18 protein-coding genes and 1 pseudogene are annotated in these 15,531 nt (G+C 31.0%); 17 read left to right on the plus strand and 2 right to left on the minus strand.

Going from position 1 to position 15,531, the window contains the following annotated elements; translation table 11 throughout:
• Window positions 1-4 precede the first annotated feature (4 nt).
• The 16 genes and pseudogenes from LQ189_RS11645 (at window position 5) to LQ189_RS11720 (ending at window position 12,283) form a co-directional block, all read left to right on the plus strand.
• Window positions 5-748 (plus strand): hypothetical protein, encoded by a 744-nt coding sequence (locus LQ189_RS11645; protein ID WP_230157266.1) that lies wholly within the window; start codon window positions 5-7, stop codon window positions 746-748.
• 162 nt (window positions 749-910) lie between these two features.
• Complete coding sequence (locus LQ189_RS11650; RefSeq protein ID WP_230157268.1) at window positions 911-1,201, plus strand: hypothetical protein; 291 nt, start codon at window positions 911-913, stop codon at window positions 1,199-1,201.
• A 308-nt stretch (window positions 1,202-1,509) separates the two neighbouring features.
• Window positions 1,510-1,737 carry a hypothetical protein gene (locus LQ189_RS11655; RefSeq protein ID WP_230157276.1) on the plus strand — a complete coding sequence of 76 codons (228 nt, stop codon included), beginning with the start codon at window positions 1,510-1,512 and terminating at the stop codon, window positions 1,735-1,737.
• A 547-nt stretch (window positions 1,738-2,284) separates the two neighbouring features.
• A complete protein-coding gene (locus LQ189_RS11660) occupies window positions 2,285-3,358 on the plus strand; it encodes a serine hydrolase (RefSeq protein ID WP_230157277.1) in 1,074 nt (357 codons plus the stop codon).
• Window positions 3,359-3,538: 180 nt separating this feature from the next.
• The gene (locus LQ189_RS11665) at window positions 3,539-3,937 is read left to right on the plus strand and encodes a DUF4279 domain-containing protein (RefSeq protein ID WP_230157279.1); all 399 of its coding nucleotides are present in this window, start codon (window positions 3,539-3,541) and stop codon (window positions 3,935-3,937) included.
• Between the two features lie 158 nt (window positions 3,938-4,095).
• A complete protein-coding gene (locus tag LQ189_RS11670; RefSeq protein WP_230157281.1) occupies window positions 4,096-4,722 on the plus strand; it encodes a hypothetical protein in 627 nt (208 codons plus the stop codon).
• Between the two features lie 317 nt (window positions 4,723-5,039).
• Window positions 5,040-5,708: a hypothetical protein gene (locus tag LQ189_RS11675; RefSeq protein ID WP_230157283.1), complete on the plus strand. Its 669-nt coding sequence runs from the start codon at window positions 5,040-5,042 to the stop codon at window positions 5,706-5,708.
• An 84-nt stretch (window positions 5,709-5,792) separates the two neighbouring features.
• Window positions 5,793-6,299 carry a GNAT family N-acetyltransferase gene (locus tag LQ189_RS11680; protein ID WP_255667842.1) on the plus strand — a complete coding sequence of 169 codons (507 nt, stop codon included), beginning with the start codon at window positions 5,793-5,795 and terminating at the stop codon, window positions 6,297-6,299.
• Between the two features lie 262 nt (window positions 6,300-6,561).
• A complete protein-coding gene (locus LQ189_RS11685) occupies window positions 6,562-6,747 on the plus strand; it encodes a hypothetical protein (protein ID WP_230157293.1) in 186 nt (61 codons plus the stop codon).
• A gap of 152 nt (window positions 6,748-6,899) precedes the next feature.
• Window positions 6,900-7,355, plus strand: coding sequence for a hypothetical protein (locus tag LQ189_RS11690; RefSeq protein ID WP_230157295.1), 456 nt, complete (start codon window positions 6,900-6,902; stop codon window positions 7,353-7,355).
• A 123-nt stretch (window positions 7,356-7,478) separates the two neighbouring features.
• A complete protein-coding gene (locus LQ189_RS11695) occupies window positions 7,479-8,201 on the plus strand; it encodes a hypothetical protein (RefSeq protein WP_230157297.1) in 723 nt (240 codons plus the stop codon).
• A 336-nt stretch (window positions 8,202-8,537) separates the two neighbouring features.
• Window positions 8,538-9,230: pseudogene (locus tag LQ189_RS16315) on the plus strand (DUF1003 domain-containing protein).
• 182 nt (window positions 9,231-9,412) lie between these two features.
• Window positions 9,413-10,129 (plus strand): DUF3667 domain-containing protein, encoded by a 717-nt coding sequence (locus tag LQ189_RS11705; RefSeq protein ID WP_230157299.1) that lies wholly within the window; start codon window positions 9,413-9,415, stop codon window positions 10,127-10,129.
• A gap of 189 nt (window positions 10,130-10,318) precedes the next feature.
• Window positions 10,319-10,888: a hypothetical protein gene (locus tag LQ189_RS11710; protein ID WP_230157301.1), complete on the plus strand. Its 570-nt coding sequence runs from the start codon at window positions 10,319-10,321 to the stop codon at window positions 10,886-10,888.
• A gap of 61 nt (window positions 10,889-10,949) precedes the next feature.
• A complete protein-coding gene (locus LQ189_RS11715; protein WP_230157303.1) occupies window positions 10,950-11,273 on the plus strand; it encodes a hypothetical protein in 324 nt (107 codons plus the stop codon).
• 149 nt (window positions 11,274-11,422) lie between these two features.
• On the plus strand, window positions 11,423-12,283 hold the full coding sequence (locus LQ189_RS11720; RefSeq protein ID WP_230157305.1) for an NAD(P)-dependent oxidoreductase: 861 nt from the start codon (window positions 11,423-11,425) through the stop codon (window positions 12,281-12,283).
• Between the two features lie 93 nt (window positions 12,284-12,376).
• Here LQ189_RS11720 and LQ189_RS11725 read toward each other — a convergent pair whose 3' ends face one another.
• The gene (locus LQ189_RS11725) at window positions 12,377-12,604 is read right to left on the minus strand and encodes a CDGSH iron-sulfur domain-containing protein (RefSeq protein ID WP_230157307.1); all 228 of its coding nucleotides are present in this window, start codon (window positions 12,602-12,604) and stop codon (window positions 12,377-12,379) included.
• Window positions 12,605-12,914: 310 nt separating this feature from the next.
• Between LQ189_RS11725 and LQ189_RS11730 the strand changes: the two genes are divergently transcribed.
• Window positions 12,915-13,976: a glycosyltransferase family 9 protein gene (locus LQ189_RS11730; RefSeq protein ID WP_230157309.1), complete on the plus strand. Its 1,062-nt coding sequence runs from the start codon at window positions 12,915-12,917 to the stop codon at window positions 13,974-13,976.
• 73 nt (window positions 13,977-14,049) lie between these two features.
• Here LQ189_RS11730 and LQ189_RS11735 read toward each other — a convergent pair whose 3' ends face one another.
• Window positions 14,050-15,513 (minus strand): peptidoglycan endopeptidase, encoded by a 1,464-nt coding sequence (locus LQ189_RS11735; RefSeq protein ID WP_230157316.1) that lies wholly within the window; start codon window positions 15,511-15,513, stop codon window positions 14,050-14,052.
• Window positions 15,514-15,531: the final 18 nt, after the last annotated feature.

Here is a 15,531-nt window from a genome sequence, read left to right on the forward strand (position 1 = left end):
TTATATGAAAGAAAAACTAATTAGAATTAATGATTTTTGTACTTTAAATTCTAAAAAAATTGAAAATGACATTCAAAAATCAAAATATAGAATTACTCTGATCTTACTATATAATAAGTTATGTCAGATTTATAAAATGAATGAATCAATAGGGATAATTAATACTGATGTTTACTCTATGTCAATTCTTCAACGATCACAAATAGAACATTATTTAATTTTTTTTTATGCAGTAACTCAACTTGAAAAAAAGAAAGATGACTTTGTGGGAATTTCGTATTACTTTATATATACACAATCTGAATATTTAAAACAAGAAAATTATATTAATAAAGTAAGTAATATAAAAAATGGAACAAAATTTAATTATCTTGATTTACTTAAAATCAAGTTTCCAAACATAACTCAAGCAGAGATTGATAAAGTTAATTCTATTGGTAATGTTTTTTCAAAATTAGACGTAATTGCTAAAAGACTAATGGAGTACTCAAATGAAAATGAGTCAGAAAAGAAAAAGATTATAGTAAACGTAGAGCTTCTTGAATTTTATAACATATTATCTTCTTATGTCCATGGCGGACCATATGCGGATAATGAACTAACCTTCAATCTTTCTACTATTGACGCTTTAAAAAATAGAGTTGATAAAATTATTTCGATTTCAGAAACATTAACTTATGCGGCATTCTATTTGTTTTTTAAAATTTTAAATTCCGAAACAAATAATAAATATAAAAATTACAGTTAAGAGCGAGTAAGTAACAGTTCCCGCTCGTTATGATGTCAACGGATTACTATGATTTTAGTTTGTAGCAGTCATTAGATTTTTTAAAACATTGAGAAAGAAACTAGGATCACGAGCGTGACGCTCGCGCTAGCTTGCAGACAAATAGAACAAATCACATGAAATATGAGTCTAAGAATAACACAACGCACCAACTCTAACGTAGCATTTACCTTAGGAATAATAGCGATACTTTTATTTTTATTCTTAATTTGGGGAGTATTTGGGCTTGATATTTCTAACTATTTTACTGCTATAATTGGCTTACTAATCGGTCTTATTTCTATAATTGGAATTGTATATTCATTCAAAAGCCTTCAGGAGCCAACTGGAATTAGAAGTGTATTTGGATTTATTCTGAATGGAGTAATGGCGATTCTATTTGTTATTACTTTTGTTGGTTTTCTTTTAAGTTGAACTTAAAATCTAAAGGCTAGCGCGAGCGTCTCGCTCGTGATGAATGGATAAATAGGATTTTGGTTTGTGTCAGTCATTAGATTTTGTCATTTAACAGCCTTCATGAGCGAGATGAACGCGAAAAACTTAGGGGATTTTCAAATTAGTACTTTATTACCATATCAATAGAAATAATAATGAATTTTAAAAAACTAGTCAACATTTCAATAAAACTATTTACGATTATTTTTCTATTTCTTTTTTTTTATTATTCTTTCACCTTTTTTGATCTCAATGAGGATCGAAATAAATGTTTAAAGAAAAAGGAGATGGAATTTTCAGATGTAATAAATGATATAGTTGATGATACAATAAACAGAAAGCAAAAACTAATTGTACTTAAAAATAGACTTAAAATCGATACATATTATACGAATGGTATTTGGAGTAATTTACAAGTTGGCGATTCAATAGTTAAAAACCGTGGAACTTTTAAATTTAAAGTATATCGTGATGATAAAATATTTTTATTAGATTTTGGCTTAGATTGTGAATAATTCTAGCTCGTGTTAGCTATTTATAGATCAATAAAATTTTAGTTTGTGACAGTCATTAGATTTTTTTTAAAATACAAAGAGATATTAATTATGTTCAAGAGCGAGATGCTCGCGCCAGATGAAAAAAAACAATAAATAAAAAATTGAAAGTCCTAAACATCATCGCAATACTATTGATTTCAGGAATATCTGGATTTTTAAGTATGGCCTTTTACCTGGGTTCTATTGAAAACAAAGAAGAGTTAGTAAGACAATTACCGATATCCTATTTTTATAGATTTGGTGCATTTAGCCTTTTAGGAATTATAGGTATCAGCTTATTAGTATTGATAAATTATTTAATCAACAGAATAACAAAGAACGAAAATAAAAAAACCAATTTGAAAGAATTAACTAAAATTGGAATATTAACTACTGTTGTTTTTTGTCTAATTGGAACATATGTTTTTTTTAGAATTTGAAATAGAAATACGAGCCCACTCGAGGGTAACGCTAGCGCCAACAGTGGCAAAAACCGAACAAATCAATCCAATAAAATATAGAAAATATGAGAAAAACAATGCTCTTACTTGCCTTTTTTGCTGTCAGTAATTTTACTTATTCACAAGTTGATAAAGTTGATGATGTGATAAAAAACCTAATGCAAAAAAATAAAATTGTTGGTTTGCAATTAGCGGTAATTAAAGATAATGCAATCATTAGAACAAGTCACTACGGGTTAGCATCCGTTGAAGATTCGATTGCAGTTGACAGCCAAACTATTTTTAGTATTAATTCCATGACTAAAGCATTTACAGGAGTTGCTGTTATGCAATTAGTCGAAAATGGCAAATTAAATCTTGACGAGCCTATTTCAAAATATTTGGATAAGCTGCCTAAAAGTTGGCAAAATATTACAGTAAAACAAATAGTGACGCATCAATCGGGTCTTCCTGAAATTTGGGATTCACAAGGAAATATGTTGTCAGAAAATAGTGAGACTTTATTTCAAAAAATAAAAGAATTACCTCTTGTTTTTAAACCTGGTAAAGAATTTAGAGACTGTCAAGCGAATTACCTGCTGCTTGGAATGCTTATTGAAAAAATAAGTGGACAGTCATTTGAAAAATTCATTTCAGAAAACCAGTATAAAAAAGCGGGAATGAAGAATTCCACCAAAGCTGGTGTAGGCGATTTTTACAACATAATTAAGCACTCTGCAAAGCCCTACTCGTATTTTAGAAATAACATGCTAACCAATGTGTATCAACCCATACCTTCAAATTTGTATCCAGCTGGCGGAATCTATTCAACTGCAACCGAAATAGCACAATGGGTAATGGCATTACAAAGTAATCAATTAATTAATGCCGAAAATGTAAAGACTCTTTGTACGCCTATACGATTAGAGAACGGAGACATATATCAAGAAAACGGTTTTCTGAATCAGAGTTCGATTGGTTTTTATTCCTCTTCAAGAGAAAATAATCCTGTAATTGCTTCATTAGGTGGCAATAGAAATGCTTTATACATTTATCCAAAAGACAATATTTCAGTAGTGATTTTGACAAATTTAGTGGGTTCACGTCCTGAAAATTTCATTGAAGAAATTGCGAATTTATATTTGGCTGAGAAAAAATAACAATAACTAGAAACAGTTACCCCCGCTAGCGCAAGCGGGACGCTAGTGATGGCCTTGACGGATAACTATTATTTTAGTTTGTACCAATCATTAGATTTTTAAAACATTGAGAAAGAAACTAGATTCACGAGCGTGACGCTCGCGCTAGCTGGGATATAGACCAAAACAGAACACAGAATAATGATAGAAACCACCGGATATACATACTTTGCAATAAAAACTGAGGATGAAAGTTTTGAATTGGAGACATTTAAGAAATACCTCAGTATTCAGCCAACACGTTTTCAAAAAATGTTTGAGCGAGGTAAAGTTCCAGTATGCACAATTTGGGAATATTCTTCAGGAGATTTAACTTATCCTTATTATTTTGAAGAGATTGAAAAACTTGTTGCTAAACTTAACGAACATAAATCCGAGTTTTTAAAATTGAAATCTGAAAATCCAGAAGTTGATTTTATTTTGGAAATTGTAATTAAATTAGGAGACGAAACTCCAGGGCTTCATTTTAGCAAAGAAACAATACAATTTGTAAATGATATAGATGCTGTAATTGATTGTGATATTTACAACAGCAAATAACTACCACACTCGTGGTGAATAGATTAAATAGGATTTTAGTTTGTGCCAGTCATCAAATTTTGTGATTTAACAGCCTTCATGAGCGAGACGCTCGCGGCAGATGAGTAAACGCTGGCAACAACTTTAGAGAAAACATAAAATAATTTTATAAATAAAAAATGAAGGTTAAAAAAATAATACTGCTTATTACCATTAATATAAGTTTCAGTTTGTACGCTCAATTTACAACAAAAGAAGAAACAAAAATTGAAATTTTAAAATCGAAATTAGTTGATAACGTAAGTGTTTTTGGAATAAGACAACTAAAAGTAACTAGTGATGATTTAAGAAAAGTCATGATTAAAACCAAAATTGAATCTAAATTAGATAACAAGACAAAGTTAAGTGCATTTTCACTTTTAGACACTAAAAATAAAATTCGGTATAGACTTGCGGACTATAAAGGATATGCTGGAATAATTGGATATCCAGAATTAATTCCATTTAGAAAAGATAAAATCTATAAAGAAAATGGTGAAGAAATTAATGGCTATCTGTTACCTCCTTATGATCCTTCTGAAAAAGATTATTTCAACCTTTTCGATATTGAAGGTTATAAAAACTTTGAAATGAAAATAAATTTTGGGACAACAGAAAAACCAAAATTGAGCACATTATATTTTGGAGAAACTACCTATAAAAAATTTACAGCAGAATTGTTTTTTGCAATTTTAGTAGTTAACAAAGATTCGGATTATGAATTATACTATAAAGATGAAAAAGTAAGCGACATACAATTTGAGTAAAACTATTCTACCTTCAGCTTCTGCAACAGATTTGGGCAATTGACAGAATTGAAAGTTGGTTTTGTATTTGGAAGTTTAGTGATAACCGAAAAACAAATCTTAACTCAGTGCTAAACCCTTGATAGCAAACAAAATTCACATACATATCACTCGAAAAAACGAAAAATAAAATTAACTAAAAAAATAAAATTATGACCCCGAAACAACTTGTAAAACTTAGCAACGCAATTGGAATCACAGCGATACTTCTATTAGTTTATTGGGTTTTTACATTTATTATAATTCAAGTTTTTGGATTAAAAGTTTTTAGAGAAAATATGACAGAAACGTTTTATCTGAGCGTTTTGGGTATTCTTGCTTTAATGGTTGGCTCACTAATTATAAACGTAATGTTCAATCTAACAAGAATTGCAGAAACGAAAAATAATGATGACACTAATACAAAATCGAATAAAAAAACATATTTAATTCTTTTTATAATTTTTCCAATAATTGGAATGATATTATTTGGTGGCGATTATTTAACATCCAACAAAAAAGAAAAAATGCTGATCAAATCGGCAAAATCAATTTTAGAGAAAAACGAAAAGAATAGTTCAAAAATAGTCAATTATGAATTTTCAGAAGAATATATAAATGAAACTAGTACTATTTTAGAAATCTATTCAGAAACAGATAAGAATTTTCCAAGTGTAAATTTATTAGTTAAGGATAGTATAAATGGTTCACCTGTTTATTTAGGATTTAACCAAAGTAATTATGAAAAGTTAAACGACACTATTGAACCGAATAAAAAAGAGTATCTGTACAAAACAACTCAAGAAGAAAGAGAATATTTAGACAAAGTATTTAGCGGAAAAAGTGAAGAATTGAGATATAGCAATCACGATGGTGACTATGAATTATTTTATCCCTACAAAAAAGGCAAAAAAATAATTGTTTTATATTTTTCAGAACATGTAAGATATGGAAAATTAGGAAGTTAAAAAACACGGTCTAGTTACGAAAAATTAACAGTAATTGAAAACGAGTAGCATAGTAAACAAACAAAATAACACAAATAAAATATAGTGGAGTATTTTAACCAAGAAACAGAACGAGTAATATTAAGAAAGTTAACAATGTCTGACGTTGAAAAATGGACTGGCTTTTTTGTAGATAATCAAATGTTAAAGTATGTTGGTATTGACATGTCAAAATCACCTAGTACGCTAGCAACTGACTGGATATCCAAACAATTAGAGCGCTACGAAAATCAAGGACTTGGGCATCTTGCAGCTATTGAGAAAAATTCGGGGGAGTTTATTGGGGTAAGTGGAATTATACCACGTGAAGTTGATGGCAAAGCACAAATGGAAATATCGTATTCCTTAAAACAAGAGTTTTGGGGAAAAGGATTTGCTACAGAAATCTCAACACAGTTAAAAAAATTTGGGCTTGAAAATAACATTTCAAATCAATTTGTTTCAATAATAGACAAAGAAAACATAGCTTCTATAAACGTTGCTATAAAGAACGGGATGAAGGTTTTATCCGAAACTAAATATTTGGGAATGGATGTTTTTATTCTTGGATAAAAGTAAAAATCAACTACCGAAAACTCACACTCTAGTATGAGCTTCTCGCTCATAATGGGTATTAAAGTTTAAAACGATTTTAGTTTGCACCAGTATTTAGTTTTTTTTGAAATATTGAGTTAGTATTTGTGTTCACGAGCGGGACCCTCGCTTTAGCTGGAGTACTAAATTAAATCGTAATTAAAATAGTTTGTTTTTAAACAGTTTAATAAATTGGACAAACATTAAAAAGTAGAAATATAAAAATTTAAAAAGTAAACAGATGAGTAGGAAGAATATTTTTGGAATAATTGTTAGTGTAATCGGATTAGCGATGATGGGTTTTGAAATGGGAAACAACTCAAAAAATGGTGAGAGTAATGCGCTTTTACATTTTGGAGGTTTATTTATTGTTTTCGTAGGAGTTTTTATTGTTAGTTTTAATAAAAAAAAAATCGATAAACAATAATTCCCCTGCGAGTGGGAGAAGTTTCGTTCCGTTCACTAAGCTGGCGCGAGCTTCTCGTTCTCAGGCCAAAAACAAAGATGCATTAAAGCTAACAGCAAATTAAAAACTGATAATTTCAAACCAAAAAAGTTATGACAAATTAGACGCAAAAAATGCAAGAGGTTTTAAATGAGAAAACTGAAAATTATACTCCCCAAGAGAAGGTTACTGTTAATTTTGAGTATTTAAAAAACTTACTAATCAAAATTGAAGACAACCATATTCCTGAAAGCGAATTACTTTGCTCAAAAATAGAAGAGGTTATTAATGGTATCCAACCTAAGACAGCGAATCAAAAAATTCAGTATAAAACAAAAAATTTGAATGACATTACTAATTTACAAACCTTTGTAAAAGAAAACTACAATTATATCCCAAAAGGTAAATTCAAAAAAAGTTATACCAGTCAGGGTATGGTATTAGGAATGTCAATCGGGATAGCTATTGGTGCTGCATTAGGAAAAATAGCACTAGGTTTACCAGTAGGTATGGTCTTTGGAATCGCTGTTGGGCAGTTAATCGGTAATAATTTAGATCGAAAAGCTGAAATCGAAAATAGAGTGTTGTAAAAAATAAAGTAGTTCCCTCGATTAGATGGAGCTAATCACGTACTTTTAAAAAAATATGTAGGTTTTGTAACGCTACTACATAAAAAAAGTAACATTATAAAACATACCTAAATCCCAAAAAAAATGAAAAAAATAGTTTTCCTTTTACTACTTATTGTTTCATCAAAGGGCTTTTCGCAAAACCTAGAGTTATTTGGAAAAGTCGAATCTTACGGCTTACCAGAAACAGGTAAAATTTATTGGACGGAAGAAGGAAAGCAATTTGATCCTAAAAAATTTATACCTTTTGGAAAGGATAGAGCGTTCCGTTTTAAAATAGCCATTGCCGAAATCAAGAAATTAAACAGTCCCGTTTTGGTCTTTGCAACTGACATAACGCAAGAAACAACTAATCCAAACAGTTGCGTACAGCGAATCAAGGTATTAGAAATTGTAAATGCTTCTGAGTTTGAAAATTTAAAAAACATAGCCCTTAACACTGATTTATTGTTAAATCTAAATTGTGAAGCCGGTGTTTACTACGATGCTAGAATGGAACAATTAGAGCAGTTTGTAGGGTCTTATACGCTAACTACTGCTGATAATTTTCGCACCATTAGATTGGGTAATGATTTAAAACGATACAATGGCTATCTCTCGAAACAGACAAAAGATTATATGACCACAGAAGTTGGAAGTTGGAACTATGATAAAGAACAAAAAATACTTTCTTTTTACGTATTCAGACAAATGAACGAACAGTACGGCTTAGTCTTGAGCATGCATAACGAATACAATTTTACGGTAAAACAAAGCGAAGGTCCGATGTTGTTTGAGTCAGAAATAGGAGTCTTGAAAAAGAGATAGCACTGATAAAAATGTAAGCTTCTGTAAAAGTTTTTGTTAAAAAAAATCTATGATTTTATCAATAAGAACATCAATATAGCAATGACAAAGCGTGCTTTATTGAATAGAAAGCGCGCTTGTAAGGCTTACTGTTCTATTTTTTATTAGATTCAAAAGCAAACTTTAAAATTAGAATACATTACGGTTTTGTAATTTAGAACAACTATATTTACGTATACATACAGCGTTTTTAAAGCATATTGGCTATGATAATAATAAGTCTTGAAAAGTGCTTTTGAAATTAATTCTTTAGCTAAAAGAAGAAAATTAAATAGTATCAAATAATATAAAACCCAAATGAAAACAAGCCACATCAGTAAAAAAGAAATTCAAAAGGGTGAAGAGGTAAAATGTTGGGATATAAGAGAAGGAATTTTCAATTTAATCAAATCAAACTTTCCCGACTTAAAACAAGACGATTATATTTCTATTGACGAATTAAATCAATACAGACGCCTTTATTTAACCTCCTTAATCATTCTAGAAAAAGGAGAAATTGCAGCCATTGATCAAGATGTAATGGAGGCCATAAAAAACAACTCCATTCTTTCTGAAAATATTCAAGATGAAATGGAGGCTGAACTCACTTTTGGACAAAAACTTGCTGATAATGTTGCTGCATTTGGTGGTAGTTGGATGTTCATCATCACTTTCTTTTCTTTCATCTTAATTTGGATGATCATTAATATTTGGTTTTTAACTACAAAACCATTTGACCCATTTCCCTTTATATTGCTTAACCTGATTCTTTCTTGATTAGCAGCTATCCAAGCACCTATTATTATGATGAGCCAAAACCGACAGGAACAAAAAGACAGACAGAGAAGCGAACATGATTATAAAATCAATTTAAAAGCCGAACTTGAAATAAAACTTTTAAGTGAAAAAATTGACCATTTGTTAGCCCATCAAAACAAAAAACTACTTGAAATTCAAGAAATCCAAACAGACTATCTAGAAGATTTAATGAAAGAACTCAAAAAGAAATAAAATTTAATACCACAGCATAAATTTCAAATAATCAGCTAGTACCTAAAACAAAACATATTCATAATGATACTGTTCTTATTTTGTAGTTAAAATCAATTATATTTACGATTAAATTCACTTACCCTTTGAACCAAACGGTATAGCTATTAACCTATAGGCAAAATAATTAAGAATCTATAAACATGAATTGTAACAATTGTAATCAAGAATTAACCTCAAAGTATTGTCCAGAGTGCGGACAGCCAGCTGAATTAAAAAGAATTAACGGACACTACATAATTCATGAAATAGAACACGTTTTACATTTTGAACGGGGCATTTTATTTACCGTTAAAGAGTTACTAGTTAATCCTGGAAAAAACATCAGAGATTATTTCACACAAAATAGAACCCGACTTGTGAAACCAGTTATATTTATAATTGTCACTTCTCTAATTTACACCATCCTAAATAACTTTTTCAACCTTGAGGATGGATATGTAAAATACCAAGGAGCTCAGAATGATACAACAAGCATAATTGTAAAATGGTTACAAGGACATTATGGATATGCAAACATATTGATGGGAGTATTAATAGCAATGTGGTTGAAAATATTTTTTAAAAAGTCCAGCTATAACTTCTACGAAATCTTGATAATGCTATGTTTTGTTTTGGGAATGGCAATGCTGATATTTTCAGTTTTTGTAATCATTGAAGGTGTAACACATTTCAAAATTATGACATTTGCAGGTGCCGTAGGTATATTGTATAGTTCTTGGGCAGTAGGAGATTTTTTTAATAAAGGCAAAGTTATGAGCTATATTAAGGCATTGGGTGCGTACCTATTAGGTATGATATTTTTTTGGGTAATACCTGTAGTAATAGGAATTTTAATTGATTTGGTGAACAAAAACTAAAAAAAGCAACTTAAAAAATTTACAATTAGTTCTAGCAAATAAAATAGTATCATACTAACAAAACATAATCAAAATCGGTTTTAAAGAGAGAATCGGTTCAGACACATTTTATAAAATAGATTAACCAAGCCAACCATCATGATTCTATTTTTAAAAAAATTATTTCAACCAAAAAAGAAATCGCCCCAGATGAGTACCAGTATTTTACAGTCGATATTACAAAAATCTAAGGAAAACAAAGAAATAATTTCCATTTGGCAATACAACTCAGACAAAGGCTCTCTTGTAGGATACATCACTGAAATTAACGAAGAATATATAGGGTTTAGGCATTACACCCGTTTTGGAAAACCAGATGGAATTATTTTTATCAGATTGCAAAACATAAAAAATGTAGACTTCAATGATGATTACATTAAGGTTATGGAGTGCCTTATTGAGTATTCGGACATTATTGACAAGCCATCCAACTTTGCTATTCACTTGAATCAATCCGAAAACTGGCAGTTTAGTGCTGTTTTACAATTGCATAATGCTCAGGATCAAATGGCGAGTTTTGAAATCAACGGAAATGAATTTTTCTCAGGTTTTGTAAAAAACCTTTCTGATGAAGATTTTATTTTGAATTGTGTAGCAAAAAACGGAGAAGATCTAGGAACTTCACTTTTTAAAATAGAGGATATTACTGAGGTAAGAGTGAATGATATTGATGATAGAAGACGATTGTTATTGTACAATTGGCGTAAAGCTACTTTGTAATTCATTCGTAAAAACTAAAATCATAACGCCAAATTGCATAACAATTCTCATTTATTATACGATGAAACACGCTGAATTTACTATTGAAAACAACACAATAGAATTTTGGAACACTATTCTTGGAGTTGAAAAAGTGCTTTTAAACGGAAAAAAAGTTTCAAGTAAGTTTTCTTTCTCAGGTGAAAATCATCCCATAAAACTTCAAGGCAGGAATTTAGTTTTAAAAGTCAGATACTTTTCAGGAAATATGAAAATGCAATTGATGGAAAATGATCTGTTGCTTGAAGAACAATCCGCTAAAATTAATATCAAACAGAGGATTCTTTGGTCTGTGATTGGAGTTGGAATCGGTTTTTTGTTGGCGAGACTTATGAGTTATTTATAAGTTTAAAACCAAAAGTCCTCACTCCTAAATGTGCTATCGGCAAGATGGTATATTTTCCAAAATTAAACCGTACTTTAGTGTTGTTTACCTTTTGCAAGTATGCATTTAAAACCAAAAAGAAAACAAATCATTTTTTGAACTAGAACATTATGAAAAATATACAATTAGGATGGGTTGGTCTGGGCAACATGGGTAACCCAATGGTGCTTAACCTACTGAAAGCGAGTTTTAATGTATCCGTTTTTAATAGAACCAAAGAAAAAGAAGCACCTTTACTGGCTGCAGGAGCAAAATCAGCAGACAGTTTACAAGAAATTATGGCAACCTGTGACGTGGTGTTAACTATGTTATCTAATGACGCAGCAGTAAAAGAAGTTTTTGAAGGTACAACCGGTTTGTTATCGAAAGCTAATTCAGGAAAAACAATTATCAATATGAGTACCGTTTCTCCTGAAACCTCTCGATATTTAAATACCATTTGCAACCAACATCAAGTAGCTTTTATAGATGCGCCCGTTTCGGGAAGTGTAAAACCAGCGCAAGATGGAACACTCGTAATTTTGGTGGGTGCTACTCCAGAAAATTTCGAGAAAGTAAAACCGATATTTGATGTTTTGGGTAAAATTGCCATTCATGTAGGCGAACCCGGCGTGGCAAGTTCAGCTAAATTAGCCATCAATTACCTATTAGGATTAAATCTTCAAGGAATAGCCGAAACGGTTTTATTTGCCGAGAAAAACGGCGTTAGCAAAGAAAACATGCTTTACATTATCAATCAAGGCGCTTGTGGTAACGGCATCACAAATATCAAAACACCTTCTATTTTAAGCGATTCGTATCCAGCGGCATTTGCCTTAAAACATTTGGTTAAAGATTTAGGCTTAGCCAAAGCTGCAGGATTAGATTCGCCACTCATTCATCCTTTGTATGACAGTTATGCTGCAGCCGAAAAAGAAGGATTTGGTGATCAAGATGTAATGGCGATTATTAGTAGTTTGAAAAGTAAATAGGGTTTTATAATTCTATTAAATACCCACAAAAACAAGAAAAGCTACACTCATTACGATGTAGCTTTTCCTATTTACTGGAATCAGAAAACGATCTTACTTTGTTTTCATCGGTGGTAAGTCAAATGCAGCTGGCTCATGCTCAAAACTATTGCGGTGTGCACCATCACAAAAAGGTTTGTTAGCAGATAAACCACAACGACAAAGGCCCAATGCTGTTCTTCCTTCTAATCCGTAGGTTTGACCATTGCAATCTGTAATTTCAAAATCACCTTCTATTTTTATAGAACCATTTTTATTGATTGTTAATTTAGTCTTGCTCATATTGATGTATTTTTTTTTAGAATTCAAAGATTGCAAAATATTTTAGAACCTATTCAAAATAGAGTAGTATTTTATATCTGAATAGGGTTATTTACATTAATTCTATTTTGTTGTACTTCATGAAAAGTGTATTTATTCAGCAACAAAAATGAATTTCAACCAGAGAGAAACAATACAAAACTCACGTTCTGTAAAGCCCTTTCAATTTTCGAACCAGTTCGAAATAATACTTTTTTACTCAAAAAAACAATGTAAACAAGTAAATTGTACATTTGTCCAAAATAGAACAGTATAACATTTCATATATAACATGAGCCTTCTAACAAAAATCAATGTGCTGCGACGAACTGTAACTCGTGGACTTACAAAAAATATTGGCAAATCTGCTAACAACTATGCCATAGATCCTTCTCAAAAAATAACAATTAAAAAAGTCTTAATTTCTAGACCCAATCACAGGCTTGGGAACTTACTACTAATTACTCCGCTTGTTCAGGATGTCAAAAACACTTTTCCAGATTGTAATATAGATTTGTTTGTAAAGGGAGGCTTGGCACCAATTGTTTTTAAAAACTATGACAACATCAATAACATAATAGAATTACCTAAAAAACCTTTTAAAGATCTTATTACTTATTTTAAAGTATGGGTGAAAATCAAAAGTGAAAAATATGATATTGTCATAAATGTGGATAAAAACTCCTCTTCTGGTAGGTTATCAGCACAATTTGCAAATGCAAAATACAAATTTTTTGGAGAAGAAGACGAAGTACTCCGAATGAAATATCCTGATTACGATCATATTGCAAAGTTTCCTATCTATGAATTCCGTAGTTTTCTAACTAAATTAGGTTTCCCCGAGAATCATGCAGCTTTGCCTCCACTAGACATCAAACTGACAGCAGCGGAATTACTACAAGGTAAGAACGCTGTTGATGCTTTAGTATCAAATGACAAAGAAACCATTTGTATTTTTACTTATGCTACGGCTGACAAATGTTACTCTACAACGTGGTGGGAAGAATTTTATGTGGGTCTAAAATTAGAATTTTCTGACTACAATATCTTAGAAATTTTACCCGTTGAAAATGTTTCACAAATCAATTTTAAGGCAACTTCATTTTATAGTAAAGATGTGAGAGAAATAGCTGCTGTAGTTGCAAACACAAAACTTTTCATAGGCGCTGATAGTGGCATTATGCATTTAGCAAGTGCAGGTTTAACTCCTACAGTAGGTTTGTTTTCAAGGCCAAACATTGATATCTACAAGCCTTATCACAACAACAGTATAGCAATAAACACAAACATTGGAACAGTAAAAGAATGGATATCAAATATTAAAACGGTTATTTCAGTTATTGATTCTAAATAAAAGTTTCATTTTCATCAAAAAAGCCTCTTTTCTTAATAAAAAAGAGGCTTTTTTGATACATTTTGTATTGCACTTATTGCACAACTCTGTTGATTTGCGAGAAGTTCTTTTCGTAATATCGCTCTTTTGTCGAAGAAATAATTACACCGTTACTTGTAGAGGAATGAATAAATTTAATTTCACCTTCACAAACCTCAACAACCATTCCCACGTGATTGATTTGCCCTCTACCATTGGTTTTAAAAAAAATCAAATCTCCTTTTTGAGCTTCATCTGTACTAATCTTAGTGCCCACTGCAGATTGCTCTCTTGAAGTTCGTGGCAATTTAATATCAAAAGAACCAAATGTAGAACACATCAATCCAGAACAATCAAAGCCCTCTTTGCTAGTGCCTCCACTTCGGTATCGAGTTCCTATATTTTCTGAGGCTCTAGAAATCAACTGGTCTAAAAAATCGTGATTAAATGATGGTTTAACGGAGGTATTAAAGTCAATTTTTTTACTTTCTATAGCCGCATCAGTAATTTTTATATCTCCAGCTGTTTCAAGTACAGTATTTGAAGTTATTGGTGAAATAATAGAAAGTTTATCCCCTACAAGAAGTCCGTTTTTTATTGTAGGATTTTGTTTCTCTAATTCTTGAACAGTGATACCATATTGTTTAGCTATAGCATACTTAGTTTCCTTAGGTAAAACCTCTCTTAATATAGCTTGGGAATTAGAACTTAATGTTGCTGTTGCAATATTAGACTGACTAGGATTAGCTGAATTATCTGTTACTTTTTCTACTACGCTACTTGTAGCTGGTATTGTTTCCAAATTTTCATTTTTGGGACTTGCTGCAACAATTGTTTTACTAGTTTCTTCAAGAGGGATAGTTTGACTTTGTGATACAACCTCTGTGCCCGGGATTGTTATCATTTGACCCGCCCGCAATGCTTTTACGCCTATTTCAGGATTTGCTTTGTCAAATTCTTTGATTGTAATACCGTATTTTCGTGTGATAGAATACTTTGTCTCTTTTGGTAAAACTGCTCTTGTAAAAGTGCTTTTAACTTCATTTTGATCTTCGCTATTACCTCTTTCGGTGCGATTTGCAACATCCAATTCCGTTTTACTAGATAAAAATGCGTTTTCAGGAATATTAATTTTTTGACCTATTCGCAGTTCACTTTCTCCTAGCGTTGGATTTAATTCTTTCAGAACTTTAAATGCAATTCCGTATTGTTTAGCTATTCCGTATAACGTTTCTTTGGCTTGTACTTCATGATCTTTTGTTTTTTGACTTAAGATCGAATTACTTTTGGAAACACTTTTGTTTTTAGCCTCTTGTGGGATTATCAAAATGGCATTCAGTTTTAATAATTTTTTGGCACTTGGGTTTAATTTTATAATCTCACTTTGCTTCACTTCATATTTATCAGCAATACTGGATACGGTTTCTCCTTTTACGATAGTATGTTTTATGACTCGCTCTTGCGAGAAAATAGCAATACTATTTAGAAAAAATAAAGCTGTTAGTAATCGTAAATTCATATTTATTTGTTTGGTGCT

This window comes from Flavobacterium sp. CECT 9288, from assembly GCF_918731615.1.
Classification (GTDB): domain Bacteria; phylum Bacteroidota; class Bacteroidia; order Flavobacteriales; family Flavobacteriaceae; genus Flavobacterium.